Source organism: Streptomyces sp. NPDC051555, from assembly GCF_044454405.1.
Classification (GTDB): domain Bacteria; phylum Actinomycetota; class Actinomycetes; order Streptomycetales; family Streptomycetaceae; genus Streptomyces.
On sequence record NZ_JBITDP010000013.1, the window covers coordinates 45,462 to 64,437 of the forward strand.

19 protein-coding genes and 1 riboswitch are annotated in these 18,976 nt (G+C 68.9%); of the genes, 9 read left to right on the forward strand and 10 right to left on the reverse strand.

From position 1 onward, the window contains the following. Window positions 1-14: 14 nt before the first annotated feature. Entirely contained in the window at window positions 15-1,325 is a 1,311-nt protein-coding gene (locus ACIBEA_RS25010; protein WP_399264806.1) for a globin domain-containing protein, read from the forward strand. 25 nt (window positions 1,326-1,350) lie between these two features. Here the strand turns inward: ACIBEA_RS25010 and ACIBEA_RS25015 are convergent, their stop codons facing one another. The 5 genes from ACIBEA_RS25015 to ACIBEA_RS25035 form a co-directional block, all read right to left on the reverse strand. Beyond that, window positions 1,351-1,830 (reverse strand): NUDIX domain-containing protein, encoded by a 480-nt coding sequence (locus ACIBEA_RS25015; RefSeq protein ID WP_399264502.1) that lies wholly within the window; start codon window positions 1,828-1,830, stop codon window positions 1,351-1,353. Window positions 1,831-1,883: 53 nt separating this feature from the next. Then, window positions 1,884-2,780 carry a LysR family transcriptional regulator gene (locus ACIBEA_RS25020; RefSeq protein WP_399264808.1) on the reverse strand — a complete coding sequence of 299 codons (897 nt, stop codon included), beginning with the start codon at window positions 2,778-2,780 and terminating at the stop codon, window positions 1,884-1,886. Between the two features lie 173 nt (window positions 2,781-2,953). Continuing rightward, window positions 2,954-4,099, reverse strand: coding sequence for a cystathionine gamma-lyase (locus tag ACIBEA_RS25025; protein ID WP_399264504.1), 1,146 nt, complete (start codon window positions 4,097-4,099; stop codon window positions 2,954-2,956). Further along, the gene (locus ACIBEA_RS25030) at window positions 4,096-4,539 is read right to left on the reverse strand and encodes a low molecular weight protein-tyrosine-phosphatase (protein ID WP_399264810.1); all 444 of its coding nucleotides are present in this window, start codon (window positions 4,537-4,539) and stop codon (window positions 4,096-4,098) included. The genes ACIBEA_RS25025 and ACIBEA_RS25030 overlap by 4 nt, the downstream gene beginning before the upstream one ends. Before the next feature lie 59 nt (window positions 4,540-4,598). After that, window positions 4,599-4,979 (reverse strand): phage holin family protein, encoded by a 381-nt coding sequence (locus tag ACIBEA_RS25035; protein WP_399264506.1) that lies wholly within the window; start codon window positions 4,977-4,979, stop codon window positions 4,599-4,601. An 89-nt stretch (window positions 4,980-5,068) separates the two neighbouring features. Between ACIBEA_RS25035 and ACIBEA_RS25040 the strand changes: the two genes are divergently transcribed. The 4 genes from ACIBEA_RS25040 (at window position 5,069) to ACIBEA_RS25055 (ending at window position 7,328) form a co-directional block, all read left to right on the forward strand. Continuing rightward, a complete protein-coding gene (locus ACIBEA_RS25040; RefSeq protein ID WP_330331521.1) occupies window positions 5,069-5,386 on the forward strand; it encodes a cupin domain-containing protein in 318 nt (105 codons plus the stop codon). A gap of 172 nt (window positions 5,387-5,558) precedes the next feature. Beyond that, a complete protein-coding gene (locus tag ACIBEA_RS25045; protein WP_399264812.1) occupies window positions 5,559-5,765 on the forward strand; it encodes a DUF5326 family protein in 207 nt (68 codons plus the stop codon). A gap of 278 nt (window positions 5,766-6,043) precedes the next feature. Beyond that, window positions 6,044-6,781, forward strand: coding sequence for an IclR family transcriptional regulator (locus ACIBEA_RS25050; RefSeq protein ID WP_399264814.1), 738 nt, complete (start codon window positions 6,044-6,046; stop codon window positions 6,779-6,781). Window positions 6,782-6,878: 97 nt separating this feature from the next. After that, a complete protein-coding gene (locus tag ACIBEA_RS25055) occupies window positions 6,879-7,328 on the forward strand; it encodes an SsgA family sporulation/cell division regulator (protein WP_399264509.1) in 450 nt (149 codons plus the stop codon). A gap of 25 nt (window positions 7,329-7,353) precedes the next feature. Here the strand turns inward: ACIBEA_RS25055 and ACIBEA_RS25060 are convergent, their stop codons facing one another. Then, window positions 7,354-8,784: a YibE/F family protein gene (locus tag ACIBEA_RS25060; RefSeq protein WP_399264511.1), complete on the reverse strand. Its 1,431-nt coding sequence runs from the start codon at window positions 8,782-8,784 to the stop codon at window positions 7,354-7,356. Between the two features lie 39 nt (window positions 8,785-8,823). After that, a riboswitch (TPP riboswitch) is annotated at window positions 8,824-8,962 on the forward strand. Between ACIBEA_RS25060 and thiC the strand changes: the two genes are divergently transcribed. Then, window positions 8,956-10,743, forward strand: a complete 1,788-nt coding sequence (gene thiC / locus ACIBEA_RS25065) for a phosphomethylpyrimidine synthase ThiC (RefSeq protein WP_399264512.1) — start codon at window positions 8,956-8,958, stop codon at window positions 10,741-10,743. (Overlaps the previous riboswitch by 7 nt.) Window positions 10,744-10,865: 122 nt before the next feature. Here the strand turns inward: thiC and ACIBEA_RS25070 are convergent, their stop codons facing one another. The 3 genes from ACIBEA_RS25070 to ACIBEA_RS25080 form a co-directional block, all read right to left on the reverse strand. Continuing rightward, a complete protein-coding gene (locus tag ACIBEA_RS25070; RefSeq protein ID WP_399264514.1) occupies window positions 10,866-11,675 on the reverse strand; it encodes a hypothetical protein in 810 nt (269 codons plus the stop codon). Between the two features lie 147 nt (window positions 11,676-11,822). After that, window positions 11,823-13,106, reverse strand: coding sequence for a metallophosphoesterase (locus ACIBEA_RS25075; RefSeq protein WP_399264516.1), 1,284 nt, complete (start codon window positions 13,104-13,106; stop codon window positions 11,823-11,825). Between the two features lie 175 nt (window positions 13,107-13,281). Further along, window positions 13,282-14,397 (reverse strand): LacI family DNA-binding transcriptional regulator, encoded by a 1,116-nt coding sequence (locus ACIBEA_RS25080; protein ID WP_354378879.1) that lies wholly within the window; start codon window positions 14,395-14,397, stop codon window positions 13,282-13,284. Window positions 14,398-14,747: 350 nt separating this feature from the next. Between ACIBEA_RS25080 and hisC the strand changes: the two genes are divergently transcribed. Continuing rightward, window positions 14,748-15,830 (forward strand): histidinol-phosphate transaminase, encoded by a 1,083-nt coding sequence (gene hisC / locus ACIBEA_RS25085; protein ID WP_399264518.1) that lies wholly within the window; start codon window positions 14,748-14,750, stop codon window positions 15,828-15,830. A 37-nt stretch (window positions 15,831-15,867) separates the two neighbouring features. Here hisC and ACIBEA_RS25090 read toward each other — a convergent pair whose 3' ends face one another. Further along, on the reverse strand, window positions 15,868-16,236 hold the full coding sequence (locus tag ACIBEA_RS25090) for a cyclophilin-like fold protein (protein ID WP_385773669.1): 369 nt from the start codon (window positions 16,234-16,236) through the stop codon (window positions 15,868-15,870). A 188-nt stretch (window positions 16,237-16,424) separates the two neighbouring features. Between ACIBEA_RS25090 and ACIBEA_RS25095 the strand changes: the two genes are divergently transcribed. Both ACIBEA_RS25095 and cydB read left to right on the forward strand, forming a co-directional pair. Then, window positions 16,425-17,930, forward strand: coding sequence for a cytochrome ubiquinol oxidase subunit I (locus tag ACIBEA_RS25095; RefSeq protein WP_399264520.1), 1,506 nt, complete (start codon window positions 16,425-16,427; stop codon window positions 17,928-17,930). Window positions 17,931-17,948: 18 nt separating this feature from the next. After that, on the forward strand, window positions 17,949-18,950 hold the full coding sequence (cydB, locus tag ACIBEA_RS25100) for a cytochrome d ubiquinol oxidase subunit II (protein ID WP_399264522.1): 1,002 nt from the start codon (window positions 17,949-17,951) through the stop codon (window positions 18,948-18,950). The last annotated feature ends 26 nt before the right edge of the window (window positions 18,951-18,976 follow it).

The window sequence follows — 18,976 nt, forward strand, 5'->3', positions numbered from 1 at the left end:
AGGGTCGGCGAGAACTGCGGATTTTCCGCATTTCCCCGCAAGCCACTCCATCGGCTGGCATGCTGCGAAGCCCGGAACCACGGATTCGAAGCCGTGGCGCGTGCAAACCGACCGAGATGCTCGAAGCGAGGCACCGCATGGACGCTCCGCCCACCAGATCGGCCAGATGGGGGACCGACGGGATACCCTCCGGGGGCGGCGCGACCGAGCCTTCCCCCGATGCCGTGCTCATCCGCAAGACCCTCGCCGAGGTCGGCCCGATAGCCGACAAGGTGACTTCGTACTTCTACGCCCTGCTCTTCACGGGGCATCCGGAATTACGGTCGATGTTCCCCGTGGCCATGGACGTGCAGCGGGAACGGTTGCTGAAGGCCCTGCTCACGGCTGCCGAACACATCGACAATCCGCAGGTGCTCGCCCCGTATCTGAGCCGACTGGGCACCGGCCACCGCAAGTACGGCACGATGGCCGGGCACTACCCGGCCGTGGGCGAGGCCTTGATCGGCGCGCTGGCCCGGTTCGCGGAACGAACGTGGGGCCCGGAGGCGGAAGCCGCCTGGGTGCGGGCGTACACCGCGATCTCCCAGATCATGATCGACGCCGCAGCGGCGGACGAGCAGAAGGCCCCCGCGTCCTGGCAGGCCGAGGTGGTCTCCCACGAACTGCGCACCCCTGACATCGCCGTACTGACGGTCCGCCCCGATCAGCCCTACCCCTTCCTGGCGGGGCAGTACACGAGCCTGGAGACCCCGTGGTGGCCGCGGGTGTGGAGGCACTACTCCTTCGCCTCGGCGCCGCGCTCGGACGGCCTGCTGTCCTTCCACGTCAAAGCCGTCCCCGCGGGGTGGGTCTCCAACGCGCTGGTGCGCCACGCCCGCCCGGGCGATGTCCTGCGGCTGGGGCCGCCGGCGGGCTCGATGGTGGTCGACCACACCACGGACAACGGGATGCTGTGCCTCGGGGGCGGCACGGGCATCGCCCCGATCAAGGCATTGATCGAGGACGTCGCGGGACACGGCGAGCGCCGGCCGGTGGAGGTCTTCTTCGGAGCGCGCAGCGACGGGGACCTCTACGACAAGGACACCTTGCTGGGCATGCAGCGCTCGCACCCGTGGCTGTCGGTGCGGCCGGTGGTGTGCGACGGTCTGGCCGGGCAGTTGCCGCAGGCGGCCGGTGAGCACGGACCGTGGAACTCCTACGACGCCTTCGTCTCGGGTCCGCCCGGAATGATCCGCAGTGGTGTGGACGCCCTCAAGCAGATCGGGATCCCGGGCGACCGGATCCGGTACGACTCGGTCGAGGAGCCGGTGGGGGTCTCCGGCTGAGCCGGAGACCCCCACCGGGCCCGGCTCAGCCCAGGTCGGGAGCGTGCATGGCGCGGACTCCCTCGATGTTCCCGTCGAGGTAGTGGCGCAGGGACAGTGGGACGAGGTGGACGGCGGCGATGCCGACGCGGCTGAACGGCACCCTGACGATCTCGTACTCGCCCTCGGGCTGATCGACCTCGGGCCCGTGGCGCAGGCTGGGGTCCATCGATTCGAGGTGGCAGACGAAGAAGTGCTGCACCTTGACGCCGGTCACCCCGGCCACGGCGATGTGCTCGACGGTGTCGACGAAGCAGGGCACCACATCGGTGATCTTGGCCCCGAGTTCCTCGTGGACCTCTCGGTGCAGGGCGTCGACGACGGTGGCGTCCGTGGACTCCACTCCGCCGCCGGGGGTGAGCCAGTACGGATCGACGCCGGGCCTGGTGCGCTTGATCAGGATCAGATCGTCACCGTCGAGCAGGATCGCGCGAGCGGTGCGTTTGACCACAGGACGTTCGGTCATGGATGAAGCGTGGCCCAGGACTCCGCTTCTGAAACGCGCCACCGCGAATCGGGTCACCAATGCGCCGCGGCGCGCAGGAGGTGGTCGTGGGCGCGCGCGAGGTGCGCGAGGGCGAGACTGCCCGCGCGCACCACGAGGAACCAGGTGCGCAGCGGCGGCACGACGGGCTCCAGGAGGGCGACGACCCGACCGCTGTCGAGGGCGTCCTGGCACAGGTAGCGGGGCAGTACGGCCAGTCCGCCGCCCGTGGCCGCGCACTCCAGGACCGCCCGCAGGTCGGGAGCGACGACGGTGGCCGCGGCCGTGGGGAGAGCGTCGAAGACCGCTGCCCAGTAGCGCGTGATCAGGGGCAGGGACTCGTGCACTTCGACGAGCGGAATTCCGTCCATGGCGGCCGGGCCCTTGGTGCGGAGCAGCTCGGGGTCGATCAGCGCGGCCCAGTAGGGAGCCGCGACCAGGACGTGCTCCTCGTCGCACAGAGCGGTCGCGGTGAACATCGAGCCGCGGGGGCGGGTGGTGGTGACCCCGAGGTCGAACTGGCAGGCGGCCAGACCTTCCAGCACCTGAGCCGCTTCCGTGGGAAGGGAGGCGCGCAGGCTCTGCCCTTGGCCCACGAGCGGCGCCAGCGCCGGGAGCACGCGCAGGCACAGGAACTCCGGCGGCCCGGCCAGATGAAGGGTGCGGACCGCCCCGGCCGCTTCCTGCTGGGTCCCGGCGATCTCCAGGAGGGCGTCCAGGTGCGGGGCCGCCTTGCGGGCCAGCTCGTCGCCGATGGCGGTGGAGGTGACGCCGCGGGACTGGCGGTGGAACAGCGGTCGCCCTAGCTGGCGTTCGAGGGCGCGGATCTGCGAGGTGACGGCGGGCTGGGAGAGCCCCAGCAGCGCGGCGGCCCGGGTGAAGGAGCCGGCCCGGTGCACGGCGACGAAGGTGCGCAGCAGCGCCAGGTCCATGGCCACCCCTCTCGGTGAGGCCATCCACTATAAATATGTCGCTAGCTCCCTGTCGCTACCGTGATTGGACTCTGACTGAGAGTCAATTAGCCTTCTCCGTGTGGTTCTTCACGCGGGAACCCGGGGCGGTCCGAGCCACCAGGGGGGAGGCTCGGACCGCTCGCGCGCGTCGGTCAGGCCCCGGAACCGGAGACGTCAAGGGCCCGCAGGACGTCCGCGACGAGGTCTTCGGTGTCCTCGGCACCGGCGGAGAAGCGGATGAACCCCTCCGACACGGCGTCACCGCCCCATCGGCGGCGCCGCTCGGCCGTCGAGCGGACCCCACCGAAACTCGTGGCGTCCTCCACCAGGTGCAGAGCGCTCATGAACCGTTCGGCACGGGCCCGGTCCGGCAGGGTGAAGGAGACCACCGAGCCGTAGCCCGCCATCTGCCGGGCGGCCGTCTTGTGGGACGCGTCATCGGGCAGTCCCGGGTAGCGCAGGCCGGTGACGTCGGCGCGCTCGGCCAGCGCCTCGGCGACCGCCAGGGCGTTGTCCCACTGCCGGTGGGTCCGCAGTTGCAAGGTGGCCAGGGAGCGGTGGGCCAACCAGGCCTCCATGGGTCCCGGGATCGCACCGACGACCTTGCGCCACAGACGGACCCGGGCGGCGAGCTCAGGGTCGCGGCAGCTGACGTAGCCGAGGAGCAGGTCACCGTGGCCGGTGAGGCCCTTGGTGCCGCTGGCGACCGAGAAGTCCGCGCCGAGTGCCAGGGGGCGCTGTCCCAGTGGGGTGGCGAGGGTGTTGTCCACGGCGACCAGGGTGCCGTTCGCGCGGGCCGCCTCGACCAGCCGCCGTACGTCGCAGACATCGAGCCCCGGGTTGGACGGGGTCTCGATCCAGAGCAGCCGGGCCCCGTCGATCACGGCGAGCTGTGCTTCCTCCGCGGTCGGGGCGGTGCGCACGTGGACTCCGTACGCCTCCAGCTGGGCCCGGACGAGCGGCAGGGCCTGGTATCCGTCGTCCGGCAGGACGACGGTGTCGCCGGCGCGGGTCTGGGAGAGCAGGACGGCGGACACCGCCGCCATGCCCGAGGCGAAGACGACGGTCTCCACCTCCTCCCCCGGGGCTTCGAGTTCCCCCACGGCCCGTTCGAGCAGGGTCCAGGTGGGGTTGGTGTCGCGGCCGTAGGTGTACGGCCCCTCGACGTCGCCGGGCAGGTGGAAGTGGGCGGCGAAGACCGGCCCCGGCAGGGTCGGTTCGTTCTTGACGGGCTCGGGCAGCCCGGCGCGCACCGCGCGGGTGCCTTCGCCGATGCGGGATCGGTCCTGGGGGTTCACGGGGTGTGCTCCTTCAGCGCGGTGCGGACGGCTGCCAGCAGGCCGGGTCCTGCTGCTTCGACCAGCTCCAGGCACGCCTCGAACCCGTCGAGGGATCCGTAGTACGGGTCCGGTACGTCCAGGTCGAGGCCGTCGGCGGCCGGGTCGTAGGACCGCAGGAGCCGGACCTTGGCGGCGTCCTCCCGGGTCGGGGCCATCCGGCGCAGGTCACGCAGGTGTCCCGTGTCGAGCGCGATGACGAGGTCGAGGCGGCCGAACCACGAGGTGCGGAACTGCCGGGCCCGGTGTCCGTGTCCGTATCCGGCGGCCGCCAGCACGGAGACCGTGCGCGGGTCGGCGCCGTCGCCCTCGTGCCAGCCCCCGGTACCGGCGCTGTCGACCTCGACCAGGTCGCTCAGCCCGGCATCGGCGACCTGGGCGCGGAAGACCGACTCGGCCATGGGCGAGCGGCAGATGTTGCCGGTGCAGACGAAGCACACGCGGTACACGGGCAGCTCGCTCAGTCCTTGTCGGGCAGGACCATGTTCACGGCCCAGGAGACGACGGAGATGATCAGGCCGCCGATGACCGCGGTCCAGAAGCCCTCGACGTGGAAGGACAGGTCGAGCTTTCCGGCCAACCAGGAGGTCAGGAGCAGCATCAGGGCGTTCACGACCAGGGTGAACAGGCCGAGGGTGAGGATGAACAGGGGCAGCGAGAACAGCTTCACCACGGGCTTGACGATGAGGTTGACCAGGCCGAAGACCAGGGCGACCACGATCACGGTGAGGGTCCGGTGACCCATGCTGCTGCCGTCGTCGAGGGAGATGTCGGGGACCAGCCAGATCGCCACGGCCAGGGCCGCGACGTTGGCGATCGTCTTGACTACGAAATTCGTCATGTGTCTGATCGTTGCAGAGAAGATCCGGCTGGGACATCAGCACGACAGCCGAAGCCAGGGCACGAAAGAGCGCGAGGGGCGTAAGAACGATGAAGGCATTCCGGCTGGACGAGCTAGAGGCCGAGCGACTGGCCAATGACGGGGCCTACCTCCAGTTCCTGCGGGAGCGGAACATGTCCGTCGGTCTGTACGCATTGGACGCCGGGCAGAGCGACCCCCAGCAGCCGCATGCCCAGGACGAGGTCTATTTCGTCGTCAGTGGTCGGGCCTCGATCACCGTCGGGGAAGAGACGACGACGGTGGCGCGCGGGGGCGTGGTCTACGTTCCGGCCGGAGTCCCGCACCGCTTCCACCACATCACCGAGGACCTGAAGGTGCTGGTCGTCTTCTCGCCGCCGGAGGGCTGACCCGCTCCTGGAGCCGGTGGACCCCTGACTCCCCGGTGGTCAGGGGGGTGGGGGCCCCTAGGGGTCGGGTCAGGGGACTCCAAGGGATCTGGAGCCCCCATCGCGTTTCACCGCCTCCTAGCATCGGAGTCAGGAAGTCACGCATCAGGAAGAGGTTGAGGACATGGACGGCATCCGGGAGACATTCGCAGGTATGCCCTGGTGGGTTAAGTGGGTCGCGGTTCCGCTGCTGGCGCTGTTCGTCTTCGGCGGCCTGCTCACCGCCCTCATCGGTTTGATCTTCAAGTTGCTGCTCTTCGTCGGCCTCGTCGGCGGGCTGATCTTCGTCGTGAAGAAGTTCGCCGGCGGCGGTTCGAAGTCCTCGTCCAGCGACTGGTAGGAGCGGCTTCGCAGCGGATTAACCCAGGTGGGCGAACATGGAGCCCTGGACAGCTCGTTCCGCAGGAGGCCGCCGATACAGTGGCAATCTGTGCATTTTCCTGGGTACCGACGCCGGTGATCCGCTCTGACCCGCGGTGCCTTCACGTATCAGCCGAGCACGACCCCCAGGAAGCGCGGACATGCGGGGGCGGCCCCCGCGAGCGGGCCGGCCCCAAGGTCCGCCGCCACGCCTGGGGGTGAGCTTTGGCATCGCTTCACAATGCCGGTGTGCCGACTCTGATCGGCTCCGTGCAAAGGGCCCTGAGGCTGCTCGAAGCGGTCGGCTCCCATAGTGAGGGAGCCCCGGCGAAGCAGCTGGCGCGCGAGGCGGGGCTGCCGCTCCCCACCGCGTACCACCTGCTGCGGACCCTCACCCACGAGGGTTATCTGCGCCGCGAGGGCGGGGTGTTCATCCTCGGGGACGCCATCGGGCGACTGGCCGGCGGTGGACTCCAGCAGAAACGTCGCACCATGATCCTCGACTCCCTCGCGCACTTCCGCGAGACGGTCGGGGCCCCCGTGTACTTCGCGGTCTACCGCGAAGGTGAGATCGAGGTCGTCGGCGTCTCGGACACGCCGACCGGCCCAGCCGTTGAGGAATGGGCCGCCTTCCGCGAGACCGGCCACGCGCACGCCATCGGGCAGTGCCTGCTGGGACAGCTCGACGAGAAGGTCCGCAAGGACCACTACGCCCGCCATCCGGTCCAGCCCGTCACCCCGTACACGGTTTCGGACGTGCACGCTCTGGAGCAGAAGATCGGAACGCTGGGCAAGATGCAGCCGGTTACGGAGCGTCAGGAATATTCTCTCGGCACGGTGTGCGCGGCCATCCCCATCACGGCCGGAGACACCGCTGCGACCATGGCTATTTCCCTTCCGCTGCACTTGGAAGGCCGGTTGCCCTATGCGCTCGAACGGCTACGGAGTGAAGTAGGCGCGCTGTTGAGCTCGCTTTCGTTCTCTATCAGTATCTGAAAACTCACTCCTTGTGATCTCCCGGCGCTTACACCACTCTTGTCAAGAGGGCCTTGAGGGACCATTCCTGGCCACTTCCACAACAGCGGGGTAGTCAATGCGCGAGTCGGTACAGGCAGAGGTCATGATGAGCTTCCTCGTTTCCGAGGAGCTTTCGTTCCGGATCCCGGTGGAACTCCGGTACGACGCACGGGACCCCTACGCGGTGCGTCTGACGTTCCACCTCCCCGGCGATGCGCCCGTGACCTGGGCGTTCGGTCGGGAACTGCTTCTCGACGGCATCAACAAGCCGTGTGGTGACGGCGATGTGCACATCGCTCCCAGTGATCCGGAGGAGCTGTCGGACGTGCACATCCGACTTCAGGTCGGTACGGACCGGGCCCTGTTCCGGGCGAGTGCGGCGCCCCTGGTGGCGTTCCTCGACCGCACCGACCGGATCGTGCCGCTCGGTCAGGAGCGCAACCTCGGTGATTTCGAGGAGAACCTGGAGGAGGCGTTGGACAAGATCCTGGCCGAGGCCCGGCAGAACGAGCAGAACGCCGGCTGAGCCACTGTCACGCCGTCACACCGAGTCACCGCTTCCGGCGACGACCGCGCCCTCTGCGGCTCGGCCCCGAGGCCGCTCCGGCGGTCGGGGACCCCGGCCGGTCGGCGGAGACGACGAGTGCGGCCAGGGCCGTGGTCACCGGGACCGAGGCGACGAGACCGATCGAGCCCACGAGGGTCCGTACGATCTCCTCCGCCACCAGCTCGCTGTTGGCCACCGCTCCCACACTGCTGTTCGCGATGGAGAACAGCAGGAGTAGCGGCAACGCGGCGCCCGCGTAGGCGAGTACCAGGGTGTTGACGACGGACGCGATGTGGTCGCGACCGATCCGGATGCCCGCCCGGTACAGCGCGCGCGGCCCCATCGACGGGTCCGCCTGGTGGAGTTCCCAGACCGCGGACGTCTGGGTGACCGTCACGTCGTCGAGCACGCCGAGCGATCCGATGATCACGCCTGCCAGCAGCAGGCCGCTCATGTCGATGTGCGGGTAGAGCCCGTGGATCAGCCCGGTGTTGTCGTCGGTGTTGCCGCTGAGGAAGGCCCAGCCGATGAACACCGAGCCCAACAGCCCGATCAGCAGCAGCGAGGCCAGGGTCCCGAGCACGGCGACCGAGGTCCTGGCGGTCAGGCCGTGGCACATGTAGAGCGCGATCAGCATGATCGCGCTGGCGCCGACCACCCCCACGACCAGCGGGTTCGAACCCTGGAGGATGGCGGGCAGGATGAAGAGCGTCAGCACGGAGAAGCTGACCGCGAGGGCGATCAGCGCGAACAGGCCGCGCAGCCGGCCGACCACGACCACGGCGACGGCAAAGATCCCGGCCAGCAGGGCCAGCGGAAGCTTCCGGTTCACGTCGATCACGGAGTACTGCAGGTCGCGCGGAGCAGCCGGTGCGTACGCCACCACGATCCCCTGGCCGGTCTCCAACTGCCGTGGTGCGCCCGGCTGGACGATCTCGACGAACCGGTGTCCTCGATCGGGCCCGGTGCCGATCTCGACCGTGGCTTTCTTGCAGTCGCCGGACGGGGCGGCCTTGCCCCCCTTGGGAGCGGACGTGCCACTGGACGGCGGGACCTGGGCGGCGTTGACGGACTTGCAGTCGACCAGCTCGATCGACACGACCTTGCCCTGCTGGGTCTGTCGGTCGAAGCCGACTCCGGTGCGCTCGTGCGCGGGGGCGCCTCCCGGCCACAGGACGATCATGCCGACGAGGACGGCGGCGGCGAAGGGGATCAGGACCGCCGCGATGACCTTGCGCAAGTGCTTCGAGACGGGGGCCGCCGGGCCGTGGCTGTGCGAGTGCGAGTGCCCGTGGGACGCGCCGGCGGACGGTTCGTGCGAGGACCCGCGGGGAGGGTGGGCATGGCCCGAGTGCTCCGTGTGATCCGTGGGCTCGGTGGGGGGCTGCGGCGAGGACGTCACCGAGTGATCATCGCAAGAGATGAGGGGGCCCACTGTTCAGCACGCCAAGGATGACGCTAGCGTGGGGGCACCTTTGCACAACGCGGGAGCTCGGAGCACCGGGCTGAGAGGGCGCTGATCACCGTACGTGGACACGTACGGGAAGAGGCTGCGCCGACCGCCGAACCTGTTACCGGGTAATGCCGGCGTAGGGAGATAGGTCTCATGACCATTCAGGACGCACACACGCCTGCCGTCAGCCAGGACAGCAACGGCCAGGAAGAGCGCCAGCCCGGCTGGCACAAGGGGTACGTTGCGGGCTCCCGCCCGGACCTCCGCGTGCCGGTTCGCCAGGTGCACCTCACCAACGGCAAGGACGTGACGCTCTACGACACGTCCGGCCCGTACACCGACCCGCAGATCGAGACCGACGTCCGCCGGGGCCTCGCGCCGCTGCGCGAGAACTGGATCATCAGCCGCGGTGACACCGAGGAGTACGCGGGTCGCCCCGCGCGCCCCGAGGACGACGGCATCAAGCACACCTCGCCCCGTGGCGGACTCAAGAACCTCGACGCGGTCTTCCCGGGTCGCCCGCGCCTGCCCCGCCGGGGCCGCGACGGCCAGGCCGTCACCCAGCTCGCGTACGCCCGCCGCGGTGAGATCACCCCGGAGATGGAGTACGTCGCGATCCGCGAGAACGTCTCCCCCGAGGTCGTCCGTGAAGAGATCGCGGCGGGTCGTGCCGTCCTCCCCGCGAACGTGAACCACCCCGAGATCGAACCGATGATCATCGGCAAGCGCTTCCTGGTGAAGGTCAACGCCAACATCGGGAACTCGGCCGTCACCTCCTCCATCGAGGAGGAGGTGGACAAGATGACCTGGGCCACCAAGTGGGGCGCCGACACGGTCATGGACCTCTCCACCGGGCGCAACATCCACACCACCCGCGAGTGGGTGCTGCGCAACTCCCCCGTCCCGATCGGCACCGTCCCGCTCTACCAGGCGCTGGAGAAGGTCGACGGCCGGGCCGAGGACCTGACCTGGGAGATCTACAAGGACACGGTCATCGAGCAGGCCGAGCAGGGCGTCGACTACATGACCGTCCACGCGGGCGTGCTGCTGCCGTACGTGCCGCTGACCGCGCGCCGCAAGACGGGCATCGTGTCCCGCGGCGGCTCGATCATGGCCGCCTGGTGCCTCGCGCACCACAAGGAGAACTTCCTCTACACGAACTTCGAGGAACTCTGCGACATCCTGGCCGCCTACGACGTCACGTACTCGCTGGGTGACGGCCTGCGCCCGGGTTCCATCGCGGACGCCAACGACGCGGCGCAGTTCGCGGAGCTGAGGACGCTGGGCGAGCTGAACACGATCGCCAAGCGCCACAACGTCCAGACCATGATCGAGGGCCCGGGCCACGTCCCGATGCACAAGATCAAGGAGAACATCGACCTTCAGCAGGAGATCTGCGAGGAGGCCCCGTTCTACACCCTGGGTCCGCTGACCACGGACGTCGCACCCGCCTACGACCACATCACCTCGGGCATCGGCGCCGCGATGATCGCCTGGTGGGGCACCGCGATGCTCTGCTACGTGACGCCCAAGGAGCACCTGGGCCTGCCCAACCGTGATGACGTCAAGACCGGAGTCATCACCTACAAGATCGCCGCGCACGCGGCCGACCTGGCCAAGGGACACCCCGGTGCACAGGAGTGGGACGACGCGCTGTCCGACGCGCGTTTCGAGTTCCGCTGGGAGGACCAGTTCAACCTGGCGCTCGACCCCGACACGGCGCGGTCGTTCCACGACGAGACCCTGCCGGCCGAGCCGGCGAAGACCGCGCACTTCTGCTCCATGTGCGGTCCGAAGTTCTGCTCGATGAAGATCTCCCAGGACATCCGCCGCGAACACGGCGGGGACCTGAAGGCCGACGAGATCCAGGCGGGCATGGCGGAGAAGTCCGCCGAGTTCGCGGCCGCGGGCAACCGTGTCTACCTGCCGCTGGCCGACTGACACCGGCGCCGTCGCGTCGCTTCCGGGGGCCGTCCCCCTCGGGAGCGACAGCGGGCGAGGGCAGGGGGCGTAACGGTGAGCGCTGTTTCACGTGAAACAGCGCTCCGTCGACCCTGCCGGCCTCACTCCGGCTCGTGCTCCGGGCCGCCGAAGTCGGGGCTGGTGAAGTCCGGCGGTGTGTAGCCGGGGCGGGGGCTCTGCCCACCCGTACCCCCGGGGCTGGTGAAATCGGGCGGGGTGTAGCCGAGCTGAGGGATGCGTCGGGGCTGACGGCGCGGTGCCGGGAATCCGCCACCGGCGCTGGGATCTGCCAGCGCGTCCCGCAGGAACGGCATGATGCCCCGCTCCAGCAGCGCGTGCCGCCAGGCCTCCCGGGCGCGCGAGACCTCGTCCGGGACGGTCTCGGCCACATTCACCGTCACTTCGGTGGAACTGTTGCGGATGGCGGTGACCAGCAGGCCTATCGCCGCGAAGAGGATCGCCGCCGCGGTGAGGGCGCCGAAGAGCCAGCCCGCCGTCAGCATGGTCTCGGCGAAGGCGGGCTCCGGTTCGATCATCTTCAGGATGTAGCCCACCAGCAGGAAGATGAGCATGGCCGTGCCGGCCAGGACCGGCGCGAGGACCGCGACCACGGCGCTCACTCCGGCGCCGCTGCCGCCCGGATCGTCGTCCGACGCCGTCGCGGGGGTGGTCGCTGTCTCCTCCCGCAGCTCACCGCGGATCTTCACGTAGTGGTCGTACTCGGCCGCGGCCGCGGCCGTCAGCAGCGCACTGGCGTCGAGTGCCATGGTGCGCAACTGTTCGGCGTTCAGCCGTTCGCCCAGACTCGCGAGTTCGGGCCGTTCGTGTGCGGTGCGCAACGCCTCGTCGAGGAGCCGATCGAACTCCGGTCGGTCTTCGGTCAGCAGGTGCGGAGCGCTGGTCATGTGCATCCCCCGATGCTCCGTGGAGGCCGGTTGGCCCGCGTAGACCGGGCGCCGGCACAAACGGAGGAGAGCCTGCTACGGACAGTGCGATGGTAGAGCGCCCACGCCACGCGGTGACAGGGGCTTTCCGGAAATACCCAGCTCCAAGAACACTCAGTCGTTCAGCGGGAGTTGTACGACCAGCAGTTTCCCGGCCATGGTGACCCCGCCGTCCATGGCGATCGCGAGGCCGTCCGCGTAGACGTGGGGGCCGTCGATGGACTCGGGCCCGTGGGTGTGCTCGCCGTCCTCGGCGCCCACTTCGCCCAGCAGGTACGGGATGGGACTGTGCCCGTGCACCACGCGCCCGCCCCCGTAGGTACCGAGCAGCTCGCGCACGGCCTGCGGCCCGGTTTCCTGATCACGGAAGGCGAAGCGCTTGGTGAACTTGCGGAACAGGTCCCAGGTCTCGTCCGCGTCGTGCTGGTTGAGCAGTTCGTGGACCTTGTCGTTGACGTCCTCGATGGAGTCGCCGTAGTCCAGGTAGGCCGTGGTGTCGGAGTGCAGCAGCAGGTGGCCGTCCTCCAGGGCGGCCGCGTCCAGCCGGGACATCCACTGCAGGTGTACGTCCTCCAGGCGCTCCATGTCGGTGCGCTGGCCGCCGTTGAGGAGCCAGGCGGCCTGGAAGGTCGCGGTGCCCGCGCCGGACATGACCGGGGTGTCGCCGAACCTCTTGGCGCCGATCAGGAGCAGCTCGTGGTTGCCCATGAGGGCCTTGCAGTAGCCGCCCGCGGCGGCGGCCTCGGCGGAGAGCCGCATGACCAGGTCGATCACGCCGATGCCGTCGGGCCCGCGGTCCGTGAAGTCGCCGAGGAACCAGAGCCTGGCGTTGCCGGCCGACCAGTGTCCGTCGGCGTCGATCAGATCCTGGGCCTGGAGCTCGGTGTACAGCTCGTCCAGGTAGCCGTGCACGTCGCCGACGACGTAGAGCGGCCCGGGTCCGTCGGCGGGCGCGTCCTGGTGGACGTACTGGACCTGGACGGTGTCGCCCGGTCCGCCGCGACTGATGACGGGGAGGTCGCGCTGGGTCGGCGTGTAGTCCTCGGAGTCCGCGCCGTGATCGGAACGGCCGTGCTGCTCGGGGTGTTCGGGCAGCACCGCGGCGAAGGCCACGTCGGGATCCGGAGCGGAGTGCGGGGCGGGGCCGTGCCCAGGGGCGGGGGTGGGAGCGTAGGCGGGCCGTGGCGGCGGCACGGGCGCGCCGTCGTCGTAGTACGCCGGGTACTCGCCGTAGACGGGAACCTCGCCGGGCATCGCGGCCGCAGCTGTGTCCGTGCCGTACGCGACGGGTGGGGCGGTCGGCACTCGGAAGTCCCGCAGCGTCGCCGTCCGCATCGCGGGTCCCTGACCGGCCCCCTGAGTCATCGACCCCTCCACCACCGTCGCGCTGCCGTACATCTGCGGACCCTCCTGACCTCCAGGGTCGGAGGGTCCGTGATGTCGTGCGCCCATCATAGGAATGTGGCTCGCGCTCTGTGACGCACCAGGGGTGGTGAATCCTGGCCGGAGCGGTTCGTTCCTGCCGATTTCTTCCGATATGTGTGTTGCGGGATGGTGCGGGAATCCTCGAAGGTCAGTCTCCGGCCGGGGATCGGGGCGGACTGACGGTGGTGCGCGGCTGCCTGCGCTGTGAGGAAGTTCTGACGATCAGTTCGGTCGGAACCACCTGTTCGACGGGTCGTCCGGTGTCCACTCCCTCGATCGCGTCGATGAGCAACTGCACGACGGCCGTGCCGATGCGACGCGGTTTGAGGGAGAGGGTGGTGATGGGCGGTTCGGTGGTGGCGTACACGGTGGACTCGCTGCAGCAGACCAGTAGGAGGTCCTCGGGGACCCTCAGGCCGTACCGCCGGGCGGCGGCCAGCAGGTCGGTGCCGTTGGGGTCGAACAGCCCGTAGACGGCATCGGGGCGGTCGGGGCGCGCGAGCAGCCGGTCGGCGGCCACGGCTCCGGCGCACGGGTCGTGGGCGGGGTAGGACTCGTAGACGGGATCCTGTCCGACCCGCTCGCACCAGCTGAGGTAGGCGGTGGTCGAGAGCCGGGTGTAGGTGTCGGTGGTGGTGCCGGTGAGGAGTCCGATGCGACGGGCTCCCGCGGCGGCGAGGTGGTCGAGCAGGTTGAGGACGGCGGCCTCGTGGTCGTTGTCGACCCAGGCCGTGACGGGGAGCGACCCCGCGGGGCGGCCGTCCGACACCACCGGCAGGCCCTGGCGGACCAGCTCGGTGACGACGGGATCGTGGTCGGAGGGGTCGATGACGACGGTGCCGTCGAGGGCGACGTTCGACCAGACGTCGTGTCGGGAGGTGGCGGGGAGGATGACCAGGGCGTAGCCGCGCGCGAGCGCGGCGGAGGTGGCCGCCCTGGCCATCTCGGCGAAGTACGCGAACTCGGTGAAGGTGAAAGGTTCATCCCCGTACGTGGTCACGGTCAGGCCGATGAGGCCCGATTTGCCGGTACGGAGGGTGCGGGCGGCGGCGGAAGGGCGGTAGCCCAGCCGGTCGGCCACCTCGCGGACGTGGCGGCGGGTGGCGTCCGGGAGCCGCCCTTTGCCATTGAGCGCGTCGGAGACGGTCGTGATCGAGACGCCGGCCGCGGCGGCCACGTCCCTGATTCCCGCGCGGCCCGGACGGCCTGCGGTCCGCCGGGGGGTGTCGGTCCGGCTCACCTGATGCTTCCCTGCTGCTGTCATGGCGAGCCGATAGTAGGGCTCGGTGGGGTGGCTGGTCCGTATGCATATGCAGGCGTTGACAGGAACGGTTCTGCATGGTTCGCCACCCCCAATGACCTTGGAAATAAAGGCATTTAGTAGCAATGAGTGACCATGGCGCTTGTCGTCGGGTACGAGCATGCCAAAGTGAGGAGGTCTCGGACCGGTCTCAACTCACCTGCACGAGGGACGCGCGCCACGGCGCAGGCCACCGGCGCACGCATATATGCATGCGCTCCCCCTCATTCCCGGCGCCGGCCATTCTCGGGAGCGCGGAATCCTCATAAGGTGAGCAGTATTGAGTTGCACGGGATGGTCGAGGAGGACCTGCGGTGAGCGAGAAGAGCCCGAGGCTGCGCGCCGAGCTGGATGGCATTCCCACCTACAAGCCGGGGAAGCCCGCCGCCGCCGGAGGCCCGGTGGCGTACAAGCTGTCCTCCAACGAGAACCCCTACCCGCCGTTGCCGGGCGTACTGGAGAGCGTCGTGGCGGCGGCCGGGGACTTCAACCGCTACCCCGACATGGCCTGCACGGGGCTCGTCAACGAGATCGCCGACCGCTTCGGCGTGCCGGTCGAGCACGTGGCGACCGGCACCGGGTCGGTCGGCGTCGCGCAGTCGCTGATCCAGGCCACGGCCGGTCCGGGCGACGAGGTCATGTACGCCTGGAGGTCCTTCGAGGCGTACCCGATCATCGTCCAGATCTCCGGGGCGACCTCGGTGAAGGTGCCGTTGACCGCGGGTGACGTGCACGACCTGGACGCGATGGCCGACGCGATCACCGAGCGCACCCGGCTGATCTTCCTCTGCAACCCCAACAACCCCACCGGCACCGTCGTGCGCCGGGCGGAGCTGGAGCGGTTCCTGGACCGGGTGCCCTCGGACGTCCTGGTGGTGCTGGACGAGGCCTACCGCGAGTTCGTGCGCGACGCCGAGGTGCCGGACGGGATCGAGATCTACCGGAACCGGCCGAACGTGGCGGTCCTGCGGACCTTCTCCAAGGCGTACGGGCTGGCCGGCCTGCGGGTCGGCTTCGCGGTGGCGCACGAGCCCGTGGCGGCGGCGCTGCGCAAGACGGCGGTTCCCTTCGGCGTCAGCCAGCTCGCCCAGGACGCGGCGGTCGCGTCGCTGCGGGCCGAGGACGAGCTGATGGGCCGGGTCGGCTCGCTGCTCGGCGAGCGTGCGCGGGTGTACGAGACGCTGATCGCGCAGGGCTGGTCCGTGGTTCCCGAGACCCAGGCGAACTTCGTGTGGATGCGACTGGGGGAGCGCACCGCGGACTTCGCGGCGGCCTGCGAGAAGGCCGGTGTGGTGGTCCGACCCTTCGCGGGTGAGGGCCTGCGGGTCACGATCGGTGAGACCGAGGCGAACGACCTGTTCCTGCACACGGCAGAGGCCTTCTTCAAGGAGCTGTGAGGGGCTGCGGCCGCAGGCCGCGCCCCGCGTGGAACTGTTACGCCAGTTCCACGCGGATGGGGTCGCCGTCATGGACGGTGGCCAGCAGGCGGGGGTCGCCGTCGAACGAGCCCAGGACGTTGCAGGGGCTCGCCAGGCGGCTCTCGCCTCCCCGTGAGATGGGGGTCGGGCCGTAGGGGAGCGCGAGCGCGTCGCCCTCGGTCCAGAAGGCGACCGTGCCCGGGTCGACGACCTGCCGGGCGTCGTCCTCCAGCGCCACGGAGACCCCGGTGTCGAAGTAGACCTCCTCGCCCCAGGTGTTGGCGGAGGCGGAGATCGGGAGTGCCTCCAGCAGGGCCTTGGCCGTGGGGGTGTCGTCGAGGGTCGCGGTGAGCTGGCCGGAGGGCCAGGAGATTCGTATCTGCATGGGCCGCATTCAACAATCTGTTGAATCAATTGGCTAGAGGTACCCCGCCGCAAAGATGCCGACAGGTGTGCGACATAATGCTTGTGAATGTGAACGCTTTCACAAGCGTGTCTTGTTCATCCCGTATTGGGTGGGATGTAAGGGACACACTGCGGCTGTGACCACGGCGACGCGAAGGAGAAGACGACGTGGACCTAGCTTTGGCACCGGAGACCCTGGCGCGATGGCAATTCGGCATTACCACCGTCTACCACTTCCTCTTCGTCCCCTTGACGATCTCGCTCGCCGCCCTCGTCGCGGTGTTGCAGACGGCATGGGTGCGGACGGAGAAGGAGAAGTACCTCAAGGCCACCAAGTTCTGGGGCAAGCTCTTCCTGATCAACATCGCGATGGGCGTCGTCACCGGCATCGTCCAGGAGTTCCAGTTCGGCATGAACTGGTCCGACTACTCGCGGTTCGTCGGTGACGTCTTCGGCGCCCCGCTGGCCTTCGAGGCGCTCATCGCCTTCTTCTTCGAGTCGACCTTCATCGGCCTGTGGATCTTCGGCTGGGACAAGCTGCCGAAGAAGATCCACCTCGCCTGCATCTGGATGGTGTCGATCGGCACCATCCTGTCCGCCTACTTCATCCTCGCGGCCAATTCCTGGATGCAGCACCCCGTCGGGTACCGCTTCAACAAGGAGACCGGCCGCGCGGAGCTGACCGACTTCTGGCTCGTGCTGACCCAGAACACCGCGCTCAGCCAGGTCTTCCACACCTTGACGGCGGCCCTGCTGACCGGCGGCGCCTTCATGGTCGGCATCGCCGCCTTCCACCTGCTGCGCAAGAACCACATCGCCGTGATGCGCACCTCGCTGCGCCTCGGTCTGGTCGCCGTGGTGATCGGTGGCCTGCTGACCGCGATCAGCGGCGACACCCTCGCCAAGGTCATGTTCAAGCAGCAGCCGATGAAGATGGCCGCCGCCGAGGCGCTGTGGGACGGGGAGAAGAGCGCGCCCTTCTCGGTCTTCGCCGTCGGGGACGTGGACAAGGGCCACAACAAGGTGGCCATAGAGCTGCCCGGCCTGCTGTCCTTCCTCGCCGACAGCGACTTCGACTCCTTCGTGCCCGGCATCAACGACGTCAACAAATCGGAGCAGCAGAAGTACGGGCCCGGCGACTACCGCCCGAACATCCCGGTCGCCTACTGGGGCTTCCGCTGGATGATCGGCTTCGGCATGACCTCCTTCGCCATCGGCGCGCTGGGGCTCTGGCTGACCCGACGCAAGTTCCTGCTCCCACCGGCCCTGCGGACCGGCGAGGACGAGCGGCCCCACCTGGTCCTCTTCAAGAGCGCCCTGAGCCCGCGGCTCACCCGGCTCTACTGGCTGGGTGCGATCTGGACGCTCGGCTTCCCGCTGATCGCCAACTCCTGGGGCTGGATCTTCACCGAGATGGGCCGTCAGCCCTGGGCCGTCTACGGGGTCCTGCGCACCGCCGACGCGGTCTCGCCGTCGGTCTCCCAGGGCGAGGTGATCACCTCGATGGTCGTCTTCACCGCGCTCTACGCCGTCCTCGCCGTGATCGAGGTGAAGCTCCTCGTGAAGTACGTCAAGGCCGGGCCGCCGGAGTTGACCGAGGCCGACCTCAACCCGCCCACCAGGATCGGTGGCGACGACGCCGACGCCGACCGGCCGATGGCCTTCTCGTACTGAGGCTGGGGAGACCACACCATGCAACTCCACGACGTCTGGTTCGTACTCATCGCCGTCCTCTGGATCGGCTACTTCTTCCTGGAGGGATTCGACTTCGGGATCGGCGTACTGACCAAGCTGCTGGCCCGGGACCGCAAGGAGAAGCGGGTCCTGATCAACACGATCGGGCCCGTCTGGGACGGCAACGAGGTCTGGCTGCTCACCGCGGGAGGCGCGACCTTCGCGGCCTTCCCCGACTGGTACGCCACCCTCTTCTCGGGCTTCTACCTGCCGCTGCTGATCATCCTGGTGTGCCTGATCATCCGGGGCGTGGCCTTCGAGTACCGGCACAAGAGGCCCGAGGACAAGTGGCAGTCCAACTGGGAACACGCCATCTTCTGGACCTCGCTGATCCCCGCCTTCCTGTGGGGCGTCGCCTTCGCCAACATCGTGCGCGGCGTGAAGATCGACGAGCACAAGGAGTACGTCGGCACCTTCTTCGACCTGCTCAACGTCTATTCGATCCTCGGCGGTCTGGTCACCCTCACCCTGTTCACCTTCCACGGCGCGGTCTTCGCCGCGCTCAAGACGGTCGGTGACATCCGGGTCCGCGCGCGGACGCTGGCCACCCGGCTGGGTGTGGTGACCGCCGTGTTGGCGCTCGTCTTCCTGATCTGGACCCAGGTCACCAAGGGCGACGGCGCGAGCCTGGTCGCGATGGCCATCGCGGTGCTCGCCCTGGTCGGCGCGCTCGGCTTCAACCTGGCGGGCCGTGAGGGCTGGTCGTTCGCGCTGTCCGGGGTCACCATTGCGGCCGCGGTCGCGATGCTGTTCCTGACGCTCTTCCCGAACGTCATGCCCTCGTCGCTGAACGACGCCTGGAGCCTCACGGTCACCAACGCCTCGTCCACGCCCTACACCCTCAAGATCATGACCTGGTGCGCGGGAGTGGCCACGCCGCTCGTCCTGCTCTACCAGAGCTGGACCTACTGGGTGTTCCGCAAGCGGATCGGCACGCAGCACATCGCCGACGCGCACTGATCCCACTCTCCTGCCCGACCCTCCTT